Origin of the sequence: Streptomyces sp. NPDC047315 (genome assembly GCF_040643215.1) — a bacterium.
Classification (GTDB): Bacteria; Actinomycetota; Actinomycetes; order Streptomycetales; family Streptomycetaceae; genus Streptomyces.
In genome coordinates, this window is the sequence record NZ_JBEYTZ010000002.1 from 244,159 (window position 1) to 259,997 (window position 15,839).

At 69.7% G+C, this 15,839-nt stretch carries 13 protein-coding genes; 1 reads left to right on the forward strand and 12 read right to left on the reverse strand.

The window, feature by feature from the left end:
- The first annotated feature begins 50 nt into the window (after positions 1–50).
- Positions 51–659, forward strand: a complete 609-nt coding sequence (locus tag ABZ842_RS03030) for a Uma2 family endonuclease (protein ID WP_361530614.1) — start codon at positions 51–53, stop codon at positions 657–659.
- Positions 660–731: 72 nt separating this feature from the next.
- Here the strand turns inward: ABZ842_RS03030 and nuoN are convergent, their stop codons facing one another.
- The 12 genes from nuoN to ABZ842_RS03090 are packed head-to-tail and all read right to left on the reverse strand — an operon-like array spanning position 732 to position 15,821.
- A complete protein-coding gene (nuoN, locus tag ABZ842_RS03035) occupies positions 732–2,381 on the reverse strand; it encodes an NADH-quinone oxidoreductase subunit NuoN (RefSeq protein ID WP_361530617.1) in 1,650 nt (549 codons plus the stop codon).
- Positions 2,378–3,946, reverse strand: coding sequence for an NADH-quinone oxidoreductase subunit M (locus ABZ842_RS03040; RefSeq protein WP_361530620.1), 1,569 nt, complete (start codon positions 3,944–3,946; stop codon positions 2,378–2,380). Before ABZ842_RS03040 ends, nuoN begins: the two co-directional genes overlap by 4 nt.
- A 5-nt stretch (positions 3,947–3,951) precedes the next feature.
- Positions 3,952–5,847: an NADH-quinone oxidoreductase subunit L gene (gene nuoL, locus ABZ842_RS03045; protein WP_361530623.1), complete on the reverse strand. Its 1,896-nt coding sequence runs from the start codon at positions 5,845–5,847 to the stop codon at positions 3,952–3,954.
- 11 nt (positions 5,848–5,858) lie between these two features.
- Positions 5,859–6,158, reverse strand: a complete 300-nt coding sequence (nuoK, locus tag ABZ842_RS03050) for an NADH-quinone oxidoreductase subunit NuoK (protein ID WP_093661653.1) — start codon at positions 6,156–6,158, stop codon at positions 5,859–5,861.
- Positions 6,155–7,039, reverse strand: coding sequence for an NADH-quinone oxidoreductase subunit J (locus ABZ842_RS03055; RefSeq protein ID WP_361530626.1), 885 nt, complete (start codon positions 7,037–7,039; stop codon positions 6,155–6,157). The genes nuoK and ABZ842_RS03055 overlap by 4 nt, the downstream gene beginning before the upstream one ends.
- A complete protein-coding gene (gene nuoI / locus ABZ842_RS03060) occupies positions 7,036–7,677 on the reverse strand; it encodes an NADH-quinone oxidoreductase subunit NuoI (RefSeq protein WP_361530629.1) in 642 nt (213 codons plus the stop codon). The genes ABZ842_RS03055 and nuoI overlap by 4 nt, the downstream gene beginning before the upstream one ends.
- On the reverse strand, positions 7,670–9,097 hold the full coding sequence (gene nuoH / locus ABZ842_RS03065) for an NADH-quinone oxidoreductase subunit NuoH (RefSeq protein WP_361530633.1): 1,428 nt from the start codon (positions 9,095–9,097) through the stop codon (positions 7,670–7,672). Before nuoH ends, nuoI begins: the two co-directional genes overlap by 8 nt.
- Entirely contained in the window at positions 9,094–11,616 is a 2,523-nt protein-coding gene (locus ABZ842_RS03070) for an NADH-quinone oxidoreductase subunit G (RefSeq protein ID WP_361530636.1), read from the reverse strand. The genes nuoH and ABZ842_RS03070 overlap by 4 nt, the downstream gene beginning before the upstream one ends.
- Entirely contained in the window at positions 11,613–13,004 is a 1,392-nt protein-coding gene (gene nuoF, locus ABZ842_RS03075; RefSeq protein WP_361530639.1) for an NADH-quinone oxidoreductase subunit NuoF, read from the reverse strand. The genes ABZ842_RS03070 and nuoF overlap by 4 nt, the downstream gene beginning before the upstream one ends.
- Entirely contained in the window at positions 13,004–13,777 is a 774-nt protein-coding gene (gene nuoE / locus ABZ842_RS03080; RefSeq protein ID WP_361530642.1) for an NADH-quinone oxidoreductase subunit NuoE, read from the reverse strand. Before nuoE ends, nuoF begins: the two co-directional genes overlap by 1 nt.
- On the reverse strand, positions 13,774–15,096 hold the full coding sequence (locus ABZ842_RS03085) for an NADH-quinone oxidoreductase subunit D (protein WP_361530645.1): 1,323 nt from the start codon (positions 15,094–15,096) through the stop codon (positions 13,774–13,776). The genes nuoE and ABZ842_RS03085 overlap by 4 nt, the downstream gene beginning before the upstream one ends.
- Positions 15,093–15,821, reverse strand: coding sequence for an NADH-quinone oxidoreductase subunit C (locus tag ABZ842_RS03090; RefSeq protein WP_361530648.1), 729 nt, complete (start codon positions 15,819–15,821; stop codon positions 15,093–15,095). The genes ABZ842_RS03085 and ABZ842_RS03090 overlap by 4 nt, the downstream gene beginning before the upstream one ends.
- Positions 15,822–15,839 lie beyond the last annotated feature (18 nt).

Genomic DNA, 15,839 nt, shown 5'->3' on the forward strand with positions numbered 1-15,839 from the left:
CGCCCGACAACCTGACCGCACCGACGAGACTCCGTCGCATGGGAGCACAGATGAGCGTCGAACCCGAGCCCCCTCGGCCCGGGTCGACGTGGCCGGTTCCGCCTGCGGGCGGCTGGATCGCTGACGATCTGGACACGCTTCCGGACCTGCCTCCGCACACGGAGCTGATCGACGGGAGCCTCGTCTTCGCGAGTCCGCAGACTCTGTTCCATGCACGGGCGGTCAGCCTCTTCGGGCGCCAGCTGCACCTGCTCGCCCCCGAGGAATACGAAGTCTCCGTGAGGTTCACCATCGACGTCGACCAGCACAACCGGCCGGAGCCCGATGTCGTGGTGGTGCGGGCGGACGTGGTCGAGGACGCGGACCAGACCCGGTTTCCCGCCTCCTCCGTACTCCTCGCCGTCGAGGTCGTCTCGCCGGAATCCGTGGGACGGGACCGCGAGACCAAACCCCTCAAGTACGCGCGGGCCGGGATCACCCACTACTGGCGGGTGGAGAACGACAGGGGACGGGCCGTCGTGTACGTCTTCGAACGGGAGCCCGCCACGGGCCAGTACGTGGCCACCGGCATCTTCCACGACCGGATGAAGGTCTCGGTCCCCTTCCCGGTGGACCTGGACCTCGCCGAGATCGCCCCCAAGCGGTCGCGCAACACCTGACGCCGTACGTGTGAGGGCCCGGCCCCCTCCCCGAGTCGGGAGCGGGCCGGGCCCTCGTGCGTGCAGCGACGATCAGCGCACGAACACGCCCGCCTGGCTCGCCAGGTCCAGGAAGTACTGCGGGGCGACGCCCAGCACCAGGGTGACCACCACGCCCAGGCCGATCGCCGTCATCGTCATCGCCGACGGGACCGCGACCGTCGGGCCGTCCGCCTTCGGCTCGCTGAAGAACATCAGCACGATGACCCGGATGTAGAAGAACGCGGCGATCGCGGAGGAGATCACGCCGATCACCACCAGCGCGCCCGCGCCGCCCTCCGCCGCCGCCTTGAAGACGGCGAACTTCCCGGAGAAGCCGGACGTCAGCGGGATGCCGGCGAAGGCCAGCAGGAAGACCGCGAAGACCGCGGCCACCAGCGGCGAACGTCGGCCGAGCCCCGCCCACTTGGACAGGTGCGTCGCCTCGCCGCCCGCGTCGCGTACCAGGGTGACCACCGCGAACGCGCCGATCGTGACGAACGAGTACGCCCCCAGGTAGAAGAGGACGGAGGAGATGCCCTCCGGCGTCACCGCGATCACACCGGCCAGGATGAACCCGGCGTGCGCGATCGAGGAGTACGCCAGCAGGCGCTTGATGTCCGTCTGGGTGATCGCGATGATCGCGCCCGCCAGCATCGTGACGATCGCGACGCCCCACATCACCGGCCGCCAGTCCCACCGCAGCCCGGGCAGCACCACGTACAGCAGCCGCAGCAGCGCGCCGAAGGCCGCCACCTTGGTCGCCGCCGCCATGAAGCCGGTGACGGGGGTGGGCGCGCCCTGGTAGACGTCCGGGGTCCACATGTGGAACGGGACCGCGCCGACCTTGAAGAGCAGGCCCATCAGGACCATCGCCGAGCCGACGAGCAGCAGGGCGTCATTGCCCATGGTGTCGGCGAGCGCCGGGTCCACGGTGCGGACGGTGCCGTCGACGACGTCGGCGATCCGGGCGTACGAGACGGAGCCCGCGTACCCGTACAGCAGGGCGATGCCGAACAGCAGGAACGCCGACGAGAAGGCGCCCAGCAGGAAGTACTTCACCGCGGCCTCCTGCGACATCAGCCGCTTGCGGCGGGCCAGCGCGCACAGCAGGTACAGCGGGAGGGAGAACACCTCCAGCGCGATGAAGAGCGTCAACAGGTCGTTCGCCGCGGGGAAGACCAGCATGCCGGCGATCGCGAACAGCGCCAGCGGATACACCTCGGTGGTGGTGAAACCGGCCTTGACCGCGGCCTTCTCGCTGTCGCTGCCGGGCACCGCCGCGGCCTGCGCCACGAAGGAGTCCACGCTCTGGCCGTGCGCCTCCGGATCGAGCTTGCGCTCGGCGAAGGTGAAGACCGCGACCAACGACACCAACAGGATGGTGCCCTGGAGGAAGAGCGTCGGCCCGTCGATGGCGATCGCGCCCATCGCGGCGATGTTCACCTTGGACGTGCCGTACCCCGCCTCGGCGAGGCCGATGATCGCGGCGAACGCGGCGATCAGTGCGAACGAGGTGAGCACGATCTGCGCGTGGTAGCGCATCCTGCGCGGCAGGAACGCCTCCAGGAGCAGACCGACGACCGCCGCGCCCACCACGATCAGGACCGGCGCCAACTGGCCGTACTCGATGTCGGGCGCATTGATCTTGCCGACCGGATCGGCCGCCGTCGTCCACAGGTTGTGGACAGCTGTCGGGCTCACTTGGCCTCCACCTCCGGCCGGGGGTCCTGCTTCTGTACGTCGGACAGCGTGTGTTCCACCGCCGGGTTGACGATCTCCGTCACCGGCTTCGGGTACACGCCGAGGAAGAGCAGCAGCGCGATCAGCGGCGCCACCACCGCCAGCTCGCGCGGCCTGAGGTCCGGCATCTTGCGCACTTCTTCCTTGACCGGGCCCGTCATCGTCCGCTGGTAGAGGACCAGGGTGTAGAGCGCGGCCAGCACGATGCCGGACGTGGCGATGATGCCGGCGACCGGATAGCGCGAGAAGGTGCCCACCAGGACCAGGAACTCGCTGACGAACGGCGCGAGCCCGGGCAGCGACAGCGTCGCCAGACCGCCGACGAGGAAGGTGCCCGCGAGGACGGGCGCCACCTTCTGCACTCCGCCGTAGTCCGCGATGAGCCGCGAGCCGCGCCGGGAGATCAGGAACCCGGCCACCAGCATCAGCGCCGCGGTCGAGATCCCGTGGTTGACCATGTAGAGCGTCGCGCCCGACTGCCCCTGCGACGTCATCGCGAAGATGCCGAGGACGATGAAGCCGAAGTGCGAGATGGAGGCGTACGCGATCAGCCGCTTGATGTCGCGCTGGCCGACCGCGAGCAGCGCCCCGTACACGATGCTGATCAGCGCCAGCACCACGATCACCGGGGTCGCCCACTCGGAGGCGTTGGGGAAGAGCTGGAGGCAGAACCGGAGCATCGCGAAGGTGCCGACCTTGTCGACCACCGCGGTGATCAGGACGGCGACCGGAGCGGTGGCCTCCCCCATCGCGTTCGGCAGCCAGGTGTGCAGCGGCCACAGCGGCGCCTTGATCGCGAAGGCGAAGAAGAAGCCGAGGAAGAGCAGCCGTTCGGTGTTGGTCGCCATGTCCAGCGAGCCGCTGGCCCGCGCGTCGGCGATCTCGGAGAGCGAGAAGCTGCCGGCGACCACGTACAGCCCGATGACCGCGGCGAGCATGATGAGCCCGCCGACCAGGTTGTAGAGGAGGAACTTCACGGCCGCGTACGAGCGCTGCGCCGCCGCGTTGGCGTCCGTGCCCTGGTGGGCCCGGTCCCCGAAGCCGCCGATGAGGAAGTACATCGGGATGAGCATGGCTTCGAAGAGGATGTAGAAGAGGAAGACGTCGGTGGCCTCGAAGGAGAGCACCACCATCGCCTCGACCATCAGGATCAGGGCGAAGAAGCCCTGGGTGGGGCGCCAGCGGGAGCTGCCGGTCTCCTGGGCGTCGGCGTCGTTCCAGCCGGCCAGGATGACGAACGGGACCAGCAGCGCGGTCAGCGCGACCATCACGGCCCCGATGCCGTCCACACCCAGTTCGTAGCGCACGCCGAATTCGGCGATCCAGGAGTGGGACTCGGTGAGTTGGTAGCGCGCGCCGTCCGGGTCGAACCGGACCAGGACGACCACCGCCAGCACCAGCGTGACCAGCGAGAACAGCAGGGCCAGCCATTTGGCCGCCGTCCTGCGCGCGGCGGGCACCGCAGCGGTGACGATCGCCCCGACTGCCGGGACCACCGCCGTCGCCGTAAGGAGCGGGAAGGACATCGCAGTTACACCGCCCTCATCAGCAGGGTCGCGGCGATCAGCACCGCCGTACCTCCGAACATCGAGACGGCGTACGAGCGGACGTAGCCGTTCTGCAGCTTGCGCATCCGGCCGGAGAGTCCGCCGACGGACGCTGCCGTGCCGTTGACGACGCCGTCCACCAGCTTGTGGTCGACGTAGACCAGGGAGCGGGTCAGGTGCTCGCCGCCGCGGACCAGGACCACGTGGTTGAAGTCGTCCTGGAGCAGGTCGCGGCGGGCGGCCCGGGTGAGCGCCGAACCGCGCGGGGCGGTGACCGGCACCGGCCGGCGGCCGTACATCCCGTACGCGATGCCGACGCCGATCAGCAGCACCACGACCGTGGAGGTGGTCACCGCGCCGGCGCTGATCGGCGGATTGCCGTGGGACTCGCCGGTGACGGGCGCCAGCCAGTGCAGGAAGCGGTCGCCGATGGCGAAGAAGCCGCCCGCGAAGACCGAGCCGAAGGCCAGGATGACCATGGGGATCGTCATGGACTTCGGGGACTCGTGCGGATGCGGCAACTCGCCCTTGTCGTCCGGCTGCCAGCGCTTCTCGCCGAAGAAGGTCAGCAGCATCACGCGCGTCATGTAGAACGCGGTGATCGCGGCGCCCAGCAGGGTCACCCCGCCGAGGATCCAGCCCTCGGTGCCGCCCTTGGCGAATGCGGCCTCGATGATCAGGTCCTTGGAGAAGAAGCCGGACAGGCCCGGGAAGCCGATGATGGCGAGGTAGCCGAGGCCGAAGGTGACGAAGGTGACCGGCATGTACTTCCGCAGGCCGCCGTACTTGCGCATGTCGACCTCGTCGTTCATCCCGTGCATCACGGAACCCGCGCCGAGGAACAGCCCGGCCTTGAAGAAGCCGTGCGTCACCAGGTGCATGATGGCGAAGACGTAGCCGATCGGGCCGAGGCCGGCCGCCAGGATCATGTACCCGATCTGGGACATCGTGGATCCGGCGAGCGCCTTCTTGATGTCGTCCTTCGCGCAACCGACGATCGCACCGAAGAGCAGCGTGACCGCGCCGACGATGACGACGACGAGTTGGGCGTCCGGCGCCGCGTTGAAGATCGCGCCGGAGCGGACGATCAGATAGACGCCGGCGGTCACCATCGTGGCCGCGTGGATCAGGGCCGAGACCGGGGTCGGGCCCTCCATGGCGTCCCCCAGCCAGGACTGCAGCGGCACCTGTGCCGACTTGCCGCAGGCCGCGAGGAGCAGCATCAGGCCAATGGCGGTCAGCTTGCCCTCGCTGGCCTCCCCAGTGGAGGAGAGGACCGGGCCGAAGGCGAACGTCCCGAACGTGGTGAACATCAGCATGATCGCGATCGACAGGCCGATGTCGCCGACGCGGTTGACCAGGAACGCCTTCTTCGCGGCCGTCGCCGCGCTGGGCTTGTGCTGCCAGAAGCCGATGAGCAGGTACGACGCGAGGCCGACGCCCTCCCAGCCGAAGTACAGCAGCAGGTAGTTGTCGGCGATGACGAGCAGCAGCATCGCCGCGAGGAAGAGGTTCAGATAGCCGAAGAAGCGCCGACGGCGCTCGTCGTGCTCCATGTACCCGATCGAGTACACGTGGATCAGGGTGCCCACGCCGGTGATCAGCAGCACGAACGTCATCGAGAGCTGGTCGAGCTGGAAGGCGATGTCCGCCTGGAAGCCCTCCACGGGGATCCAGCTGAACAGCTTCTGGTGCATGGCGCGGTCGTCGGCGGACTTGCCGAGCATGTCCACGAAGAGGACCGCGCCGATGACGAACGACGCGGCGGCGAGCGCGGTGCCGAGCCAGTGGCCCGTGCGATCGAGGCGCCGCCCGCCGCACAGCAGCACCGCCGCTCCGAGCAGGGGCGCCGCGATGAGCAGCGCAATCAGGTTTTCCACGGGTCAGCCCCTCACAGCTTCATCAGGCTGGCGTCGTCGACCGAGGCCGAATGGCGCGAACGGAACAGCGACACGATGATCGCCAGGCCGACGACGACTTCGGCGGCGGCGACGACCATCGTGAAGAAGGCGATGATCTGGCCGTCGAGGTTGCCGTGCATCCGGGAGAAGGCGACCAGGGCGAGGTTGCAGGCGTTGAGCATCAGCTCGATGCACATGAACACCACGATGGCGTTCCGCCGGATCAGGACCCCTGCCGCGCCGATGGTGAACAACAGGGCGGCGAGGTAGAGGTAGTTGACCGGATTCACCGTGTGGCCTCCTCTTCGTCCCGGTCGCGGTCGCCGTCACGGCCGGTCGCGTCCGCGCCCTCGTCCCGCCCCAACCGCTCCTCGGAGCGCTGCTCCAGGGCCTTGAGGTCCTCCAGGGCCTCGCTGGACACGTCGCGGATCTGACCGCGCTCGCGCAGGGTGCGGCTGACGGACAGCTCCGCCGGGGTGCCGTCGGGCAACAGGGCGGGAACGTCGACGGCGTTGTGCCGGGCGTAGACGCCGGGGGCGGGCAGCGGCGGGAGCTGCTTGCCCTCGCGCACCCGCTCCTCCGCCAGCTCGCGCTGGGTCTTGGCGCGCTCGGTGCGCTCCCGGTGCGTGAGCACCATCGCGCCGACGGCCGCCGTGATCAGCAGGGCGCCGGTGATCTCGAAGGCGAAGACGTACTTGGTGAAGATCAGGGCGGCCAGGCCCTCGACGTTGCCCCCGTGGGCGGAGTTGGCGGCGCCGAGGCCGTTGAACGTCTCCAAGGAGGCGTTCCCGATGCCGGCGATCAGCAGGACGCCGAAGCCGAGCCCGCAGGCCGCGGCCCACCAGCGCTGCCCCTTCAACGTCTCCTTGAGCGAGTCGGCCGCGGTGACGCCGACCAGCATGACGACGAAGAGGAACAGCATCATGATCGCGCCGGTGTAGACGACGATCTGGACGATGCCGAGGAAGTACGCGCCGTTGGCGAGGTAGAAGACCGCCAGGATGATCATGGTCCCGGCGAGGCAGAGCGCGCTGTGGACGGCGCGCTTCATCAGGATCGTGCACAGCGCGCCGATCACCGCGACCGTGCCGAGCACCCAGAACTGGAACGCCTCGCCCGTGGACGTGGTGCTGGCGGCCAGGGTCTGCCAGGTGGCGGCGGTGCCGCTCATGCGTCCACCTCCTCGCCCTTCTCCCCCTTGGACGTGGCGACCTGCTGGACCGTGCCGGGCGCGGCTTCGGTGACCAGCCCCCGGTAGTAGTCCTGTTCGTCCATGCCGGGGAAGATCGCGTGCGGGCTGTCGACCATGCCCTCGTCGAGGCCGGCGAGGAGCTGCTCCTTGGTGAAGATCAGGTTCGCCCGGGAGGTGTCGGCCAGCTCGAACTCGTTCGTCATCGTCAGCGCGCGGGTGGGGCACGCCTCGATGCACAGGCCGCAGAAGATGCAGCGGGCGTAATTGATCTGGTACACCCTGCCGTAGCGCTCGCCCGGGGAGTACCGCTCCTCTTCGGTGTTGTCGGCGCCCTCGACGTAGATCGCGTCGGCCGGACAGGCCCAGGCGCACAGCTCGCAGCCGACGCACTTCTCCAGGCCGTCCGGATGGCGGTTCAGCTGGTGGCGGCCGTGGAAGCGCGGCGCCGTGACCTTCTGCTGCTCCGGATACTGCTCGGTCAGCCGCTTCTTGAACATGGCCTTGAAGGTCACGCCGAAGCCGGCGACCGGATTCAGGAACTTCTCCCCCGACGTCGGGGAACCCTGCTCGGCCCGGGGATCTTGGGACCCCTGCGGCCCCTCTGCTCGCTCAGACACCGTCAGCCTCCTTTCCGTCACGAGAACGCCGGTCTTCGGGACCGTCACTCACAGTATTGACTCCGCCACTGACAATGAGCTCCCGATCGTGGCGCGGACGCCTGCGCGGTACGGGCGGCAGGGTCTGCCCGGGCAGCGGCGGCACCGGGTACCCGCCCGCCATCGGGTCGAACGCCGGCGGCGGTTCCTGCGCGGCCTCGGCCTCCGCACGCTTGTCCCGACTGCCGCGGAACAGGTCGGCGACGAAGGTGAGCAACAGGACGGCGATGATCGCGCCGGCCACGTAGAGCAGGATCTGTTGGAAGTCGTAGCCCTCGTTCCGCAGCGCGCGGACGGTGGCGACCAGCATCAGCCAGACCACCGACACCGGGATGAGGACCTTCCAACCGAGCTTCATCAACTGGTCGTAGCGGACGCGCGGCAGCGTGCCGCGCAGCCAGATGAAGAAGAACAGCAGCAGTTGGACCTTGAGGACGAACCAGAGCATCGGCCACCAGCCCTGGTTCGCGCCCTCCCAGAAGGTGGAGATCGGGTACGGAGCGCGCCAGCCGCCGAGGAAGAGGGTGACCGAGACCGCGGAGACGGTGACCATGTTGACGTACTCCGCCAGCATGAACATCGCGAACTTGATCGAGCTGTACTCGGTGTTGAAGCCGCCGACCAGGTCGCCCTCGGACTCCGGCATGTCGAAGGGGGCGCGGTTGACCTCGCCGACCATCGTGACGACGTAGATGATGAACGACACCGGTAGCAGGATCACGAACCACCGGTCCGCCTGCGCATCCACGATCGCGGACGTCGACATCGACCCCGAGTAGAGGAAGACGGAGGCGAAGGCCGCGCCCATCGCGATCTCGTACGAGATCATCTGCGCGCACGAGCGGAGCCCGCCGAGCAGCGGGTAGGTCGAGCCGGACGACCAGCCCGCGAGCACGATGCCGTAGATCCCGACGGAGGCGATCGCGAGCACGTACAGCATCGCGATCGGCAGGTCGGTCAGTTGCATCGTGGTGCGCTGGCCGAAGATGGAGACCTGGTTGTCCGCGGGGCCGAAGGGGATCACCGCGATCGCCATGAACGCCGGGATCGCCGCGACGATCGGCGCGAGGACGTAGATCACCTTGTCCGCGCGCTTGACGATCACGTCCTCCTTCAGCATCAGCTTGATGCCGTCGGCGAGCGACTGGAGCAGCCCCCAGGGACCGTGCCGGTTGGGCCCGATGCGCAGCTGCATCCAGGCCACGACCTTGCGCTCCCACACGATGGAGAACAACACCGTCACCATCAGGAACGCGAAGCAGAACACCGCCTTGATGACGACGAGCCACCAGGGGTCGCGTCCGAACATCGACAGGTCCTCGGCGGCGAGGACGTTCAGCGGGGCCTGCGCGACCCCGGTGGCCAAGGTCTGGCCGGTCATGAGCGCACCTCCGGCGCTTCCGTCGCCGCCCCGGACCGCGCGGGAGCGATGCGAACCAGTCGTCCGGGCAGCGCCCCCGTGTCCGAAGCGACGCCGCCGCCGGTGGAGTTCAGCGGCAGCCACACCACCCGGTCGGGCATCTCGGTCACCGCCAGGGGCAGCGTCACCGAACCGGTCGGCCCCGTGACGGTCAGTTCGTCGCCGTCCTTGACGCCGGTCTCGGCGGCGGTGGCGGCGGAGAGCCGGGCGACGGCGGCGTGGCGGGTGCCCGCCAGCGCGGCGTCGCCCTCCTGGAGCCGGCCCTGGTCCAGCAGCAGTCGGTGGCCTGCGAGTACGGCCTCGCCCTCGCCCGCGCGGGGCAGCGGCTGCCCGGACTCCATCGGCTCGGTCGCCCGCGGCCCGCGCCACCCGCCGAGCCGGTCCAGCTCGGCGCGGGCGGCCCGTACGTCCGGCAGGCCGAGCGGTACGTCCATCTCGTCGGCGAGCATGTGCAGCACGCGTCCGTCGGTCGGCGGCAGCGGGCGGGTCATCTGGTCCGGCTTGAGCGCCGCCTCGAACATCCGGGCCCGGCCCTCCCAGTTGAGGAAGGTGCCGGACTTCTCGGCGACGGCGGCGACCGGAAGGACCACGTCCGCCCGCTCGGTGACCTCGCCGGGTCGCAGCTCCAGGCTGACCACGAAGCCGACGGCGTCCAGCGCCGCGCGTGCCCGCGCCGGGTCGGGCAGGTCCGCCAGCTCCACGCCGGCCACCAGCAGTGCGCCGAGTTCGCCGTTCGCGGCGGCCTCCACGATCTGCCCGGTGTCCCGGCCGTAGCGGTGCGGCAGTTCGCGTACGCGCCAGACGTCGGCGGTCTCCTCGCGGGCCCGCGGGTCGGTCGCCGGCCGGCCGCCGGGCAGCAGGGACGGGACGGCGCCCGCCTCCACCGCGCCGCGCTCGCCGGCCCGCCGCGGGATCCACACGAGCTGCGCGCCGGTGGCGGTGGCGGTGCGCACGGCCGCGGTCAGTCCGCCGGGTACGCCCGCGAGGCGTTCGCCGACGACGATGACCGCGCCGTCCTTGCGCAGGTCCTCGGCGGCCCGCGCGCCGTCGGCGCCCTCGGTGCCTTCGGATAGGCCGACGCTGCCGCTGAGCGCGTCCAGCCACTCGGTCTCGGTGCCGGGCGCGGCCGGCAGCAGGGTGCCGCCGGCCTTCGTCAGGCCGCGGGTGGCGTGGGTGGCGAGCGCGTAGGTGCGCTGGCCGTGCTTGCGGTTGGCCTTGCGCAGCCGCAGGAAGACGCCGGGGGCCTCCTCCTCGGACTCGAACCCGACGAGCAGCACGGCCGGCGCCTTCTCCAGCTGGCTGTACGTCAGCCCGCTGCGGTCCAGGTCACGGCCGCGCCCCGCGACGCGCGCGGCGAGGAAGTCGGCCTCTTCGGCGGAGTGCACCCGGGCCCGGAAGTCGACGTCGTTGGTGTCGAGGGCGACCCGGGCGAACTTGGCGTAGGCGTACGCGTCCTCGACGGTGAGCCGGCCGCCGGCGAGGACCGCGGCGCGACCGCGGGCGGCGAAGAGCCCGGCCGCGGCGGCAGCCAGCGCCTCGGGCCAGCTCGCGGGCTGGAGCACGCCGTCCGCGTCACGCACCAGCGGGGTGGTCAGCCGGTCGGGGCGCTGGGCGTAGCGGAACGCGAACCGCCCCTTGTCGCACACCCACTCCTCGTTGACCTCGGGGTCGTCGGCGGCGAGCCGACGCATCACCTTGCCGCGGCGGTGGTCGGTGCGGGTGGCGCAACCGCCGGCGCAGTGCTCGCACACGCTCGGCGACGACACCAGGTCGAAGGGGCGGGAGCGGAAGCGGTAAGCGGCCGAGGTGAGCGCGCCGACCGGGCAGATCTGGATGGTGTTCCCGGAGAAGTACGACTCGAAGGGGTCGCCCTCGCCGGTGCCGACCTGCTGGAGGGCGCCGCGTTCGATGAGTTCGATCATCGGGTCGCCGGCGACCTGGTTGGAGAAGCGGGTGCAGCGGGCGCACAGGACGCACCGCTCGCGGTCGAGCAGCACCTGCGAGGAGATCGCCACGGGCTTCTCGTACGTCCGCTTCTTGCCGTCGAAGCGTGAGTCGGGGTCGCCGTGGGAGACGGCCTGGTTCTGCAGCGGGCACTCGCCGCCCTTGTCGCAGACCGGGCAGTCCAGCGGATGGTTGATCAGCAGCAGCTCCATCACGCCCTTCTGCGCCTTCTCGGCGACGGGCGAGGTGAGCTGCGTCTTGACGACCATCCCGTCGGTGCAGGTGATGGTGCAGGACGCCATCGGCTTGCGCTGGCCCTCGACCTCGACGATGCACTGGCGACAGGCGCCGGCGGGGTCGAGGAGGGGGTGGTCGCAGAACCGGGGGATCTCGATGCCGAGCAGTTCGGCGGCGCGGATGACGAGCGTGCCCTTGGGGACGCTGATCTCCGCTCCGTCGATCGTCAGCGACACCAGGTCCTCGGGCGGGACCGGGGCCTGACCGCCCCCGGAGGGAGCGCTGGTGGTCACTGTCATGCGGTCACCTCCGTGGTGGTGTTCCGGTCGGCCCAGAGGGTGGACTTGCGGGGGTCGAACGGGCAGCCGTGGCCGGTCAGGTGCTGCTCGTACTCCTCCCGGAAGTACTGGAGCGAGGAGAAGATGGGGGCAGCCGCGCCGTCGCCGAGGGCGCAGAACGACTTGCCGTTGATGTTGTCCGCGATGTCGTTGAGCTTGTCGAGGTCGGAGGGGACGCCCCGGCCTTCCTCGATGTCGCGGAGCAGTTGGACGAGCCAGTAGGTGCCCTCGCGGCAGGGGGTGCACTTGCCGCAGGACTCGTGCGCGTAGAACTCGGTCCAGCGGGTGACGGCCCGTACGACGCAGGTCGTCTCGTCGAAGCACTGGAGCGCCTTGGTACCGAGCATGGAGCCGGCGGCGCCGACGCCCTCGTAGTCCAGGGGGACGTCGAGGTGGGCGTCGGTGAGCATCGGGGTGGACGAGCCGCCGGGGGTCCAGAACTTCAGCCGGTGGCCGGGGCGCATGCCGCCGCTCATGTCGAGCAGTTGCCGCAGCGTGATGCCGAGCGGGGCTTCGTACTGGCCGGGGTTGGCGACGTGGCCGGAGAGCGAGTACAGCGTGAAGCCCGCGGACTTCTCGCTGCCCATCGAACGGAACCAGTCCTTGCCGCGGTTCAGGATCGCGGGAACCGATGCGATCGATTCGACGTTGTTCACCACAGTGGGGCACGCGTACAGACCGGCGACCGCGGGGAAGGGGGGTCGCAGCCGGGGCTGGCCGCGCCGCCCTTCCAAGGAGTCCAGCAGCGCGGTCTCTTCACCGCAGATGTACGCGCCGGCGCCCGCGTGCACCGTGATGTCGAGGTCGAGTCCGCTGCCGAGGACGTCCTTGCCGAGGTATCCCGCCGCGTACGCCTCCCGTACCGCCTCGTGGAGACGGCGCAGGACGGGCACGACCTCGCCCCGGAGATAGATGAAGGCGTGGTTCGAACGGATCGCGTAGCAAGCGATGATCATCCCCTCGATGAGGGAATGCGGGTTCGCGAAGAGGAGCGGGATGTCCTTGCAGGTCCCCGGCTCCGATTCGTCGGCGTTGACAACGAGATAGTGGGGCTTTCCGTCTCCCTGCGGGATGAACTGCCACTTCATTCCGGTGGGGAAGCCGGCGCCGCCCCGGCCGCGCAGGCCGGAGTCCTTGACGTAGGCGATGAGGTCGTCGGGCGACATCGCCAGCGCCTTGCGCAGTCCTTCGTAGCCGTCGTGGCGGCGGTAGGTCTCCAGGGTCCAGGAGTCGGGGGCGTCCCAGAAGGAGGAGAGGACGGGGGCGAGCAGCTTCTCGGGGTTCACCTCTCCCCCGGGGCCGCCGGCTCCGGATCCGGTCGCGTCGCCGTGTTGGGTGGACAAGGTCATCACTCCCCCTCCTCGGTGGCCGGTCGGGACGCGCGCGGGGAGACCACCTTCGGGGGCAGGGACTCGCCCTTGGCGAGCCGCAGCCCGACCAGGGACGCGGGACCGGCGCCGCCGGTCGCCTCGACCGCGCCGGGGCGTTCGTCGGGGAAGCCGGCGAGGATCCGCGCGGTCTCCTTGAAGGTGCACAGGGGCGCGCCGCGGGTGGGGGTGACCTCGCGTCCGGCGCGCAGGTCGTCAACGAGCCGCTTGGCGGACTCGGGCGTCTGGTTGTCGAAGAACTCCCAGTTCACCATCATCACGGGGGCGAAGTCGCAGGCCGCGTTGCACTCGATGTGCTCCAGCGTGATGGCGCCGTCGTCGGTGGTCTCGTCGTTGCCGACGTCGAGGTGCTCCTTGAGGGCCTCGAAGATGGCGTCGCCGCCCATGACCGCGCAGAGCGTGTTGGTGCAGACCCCGACCTGGTAGTCGCCGGAGGGCTTGCGCCGGTACATGGTGTAGAAGGTGGCGACGGCGGTGACCTCCGCGGTGGTGAGGTCGAGCACGTCCGCGCAGAACTGCATCCCGGTGCGGGTGACGTGGCCCTCTTCGGACTGCACCAGGTGGAGCAGGGGCAACAGCGCGGAGCGGGACTCGGGGTAGCGCGCGATGACCTCCTTGGCGTCCCGCTCCAGCCGGGCGCGGACCTCGGCCGGGTAGTCGGGCGCGGGGAGCTGGGGCATCCCGAGCTGCACTCCCGGGTTGGACGCTCCCGGGTTCGACGACTGGGCCGTCATCGGTCGACGCCTCCCATCACGGGGTCGATGGACGCGACGGCGACGATGACGTCAGCGACCTGGCCGCCCTCGCACATCGCCGCCATGGCCTGAAGGTTGGTGAAGGACGGGTCCCGGAAGTGGACCCGGTAGGGGCGGGTGCCGCCGTCGGAGACGACGTGTGCGCCGAGTTCGCCCTTGGGGGACTCCACGGCCGCGTAGGTCTGTCCGGCCGGTACGCGGAAGCCCTCGGTCACCAGCTTGAAGTGGTGGATCAGGGCCTCCATGGAGGTGCCCATGATCTTCTTGATGTGGTCGAGGGAGTTGCCGAGTCCGTCCGGGCCAAGCGCGAGCTGCGCGGGCCAGGCGATCTTCTTGTCGGCGACCATGACCGGGCCGGGTTCGAGGCGGTCGATGCACTGCTCGACGATCCGCAGCGACTGGCGCATCTCCTCCAGCCGGATCAGGAAGCGGCCGTAGGAGTCGCAGGTGTCCGCGGTCGGCACGTCGAACTCGTAGTTCTCGTAACCGCAGTACGGGTCGGTCTTGCGCAGGTCGTGCGGGAGGCCGGCGGAGCGCAGGATCGGGCCGGTGGCGCCGAGGGCCATGCAGCCGGCGAGGTCGAGGTAGCCGACGTCCTGCATGCGGGCCTTGAAGATGGGGTTGCCGGTGGCGAGCGCGTCGTACTGCGGCAGGTTCTTCTTCATGGTCTTCACGAACTCGCGCAGTCGGTCCACGGTGCCCGGCGGCAGGTCCTGGGCGAGGCCGCCGGGGCGGACGTAGGCGTGGTTCATCCGCAGACCGGTGATCAGCTCGAACAGGTCGAGGACGAGTTCGCGGTCCCGGAAGCCGTAGATCATGATCGTGGTGGCGCCGAGTTCCATGCCTCCGGTGGCGATGCACACCAGGTGGGAGGAGATCCGGTTCAGCTCCATCAGGAGCACCCGGATGACGTTGGCCCGGTCCGGGATCTGGTCCTCGATGCCGAGGAGCTTCTCCACGCCCAGGCAGTACGCCGTCTCGTTGAAGAACGGCGTCAGGTAGTCCATGCGCGTGACGAAGGTGGTGCCCTGCGTCCAGGTGCGGAATTCGAGGTTCTTCTCGATGCCGGTGTGGAGGTAGCCGATGCCGCAGCGGGCTTCGGTGACGGTTTCGCCGTCGATCTCCAGGATCAGCCGGAGCACTCCGTGGGTGGAGGGGTGTTGGGGCCCCATGTTGACCACGATGCGCTCGTCGTCCGCCTTGGCCGCGGTCTGGACGACCTCGTCCCAGTCGCCGCCGGTGACGGTGTAGACGGGACCTTCGGTGGTCTCGCGTGCCGATGCTGAGGGTGTGCTCACGAGTACGACCTCCGCTGGTCGGGAGCCGGGATCTGCGCGCCCTTGTACTCGACGGCGATGCCGCCGAGGGGGTAGTCCTTGCGCTGCGGGTACCCCTGCCAGTCGTCCGGCATCATGATCCGGGCGAGCGCCGGGTGGTCGTCGAAGACCAGTCCGAAGAAGTCGTAGGTCTCGCGCTCGTGCCAGTCGTTCGTCGGGTAGACGGCGACCAGGGACGGGATGTGCGGGTCGGCGTCGGGGGCGGTGACCTCCAGCCGGATCAGCCGGCCGTGGGTGAGCGAGCGCAGGTGGTAGACGGCGTGCAGCTCGCGGCCCTTGTCCTCGGGGTAGTGCACCCCGCTGACTCCGGTGCACAGTTCGAAGCGGAGGGCCGGGTCGTCCCGCAGGGTGCGGGCGACCTGCGGTAGGTGCTCGCGGGCGATGTGGAAGGTCAGCTCGCCGCGGTCGACGACGGTCTTCTCGATCGCGTTCTCCGGCAGGAGGCCCTCTTCTTCGAGGGCGCCTTCGAGTTCGTCGGCGACCTCGTCGAAGTAGCCGCCGTAGGGGCGGGTGGCGGCGCCGGGGAGCCGTACGGAGCGTACGAGTCCGCCGTAGCCGGAGGTGTCGCCGCCGTTGTTGGCGCCGAACATGCCGCGCTGTACGCGGATCTCCTCGCCGTGCTCACCGCGCTGACCGGGAAGGTTCTGCTCGCTGAGCTCCTTCTCCGGGTTGGGTTCGTCTGTCACCGTGCTGCCCCTTTGTGA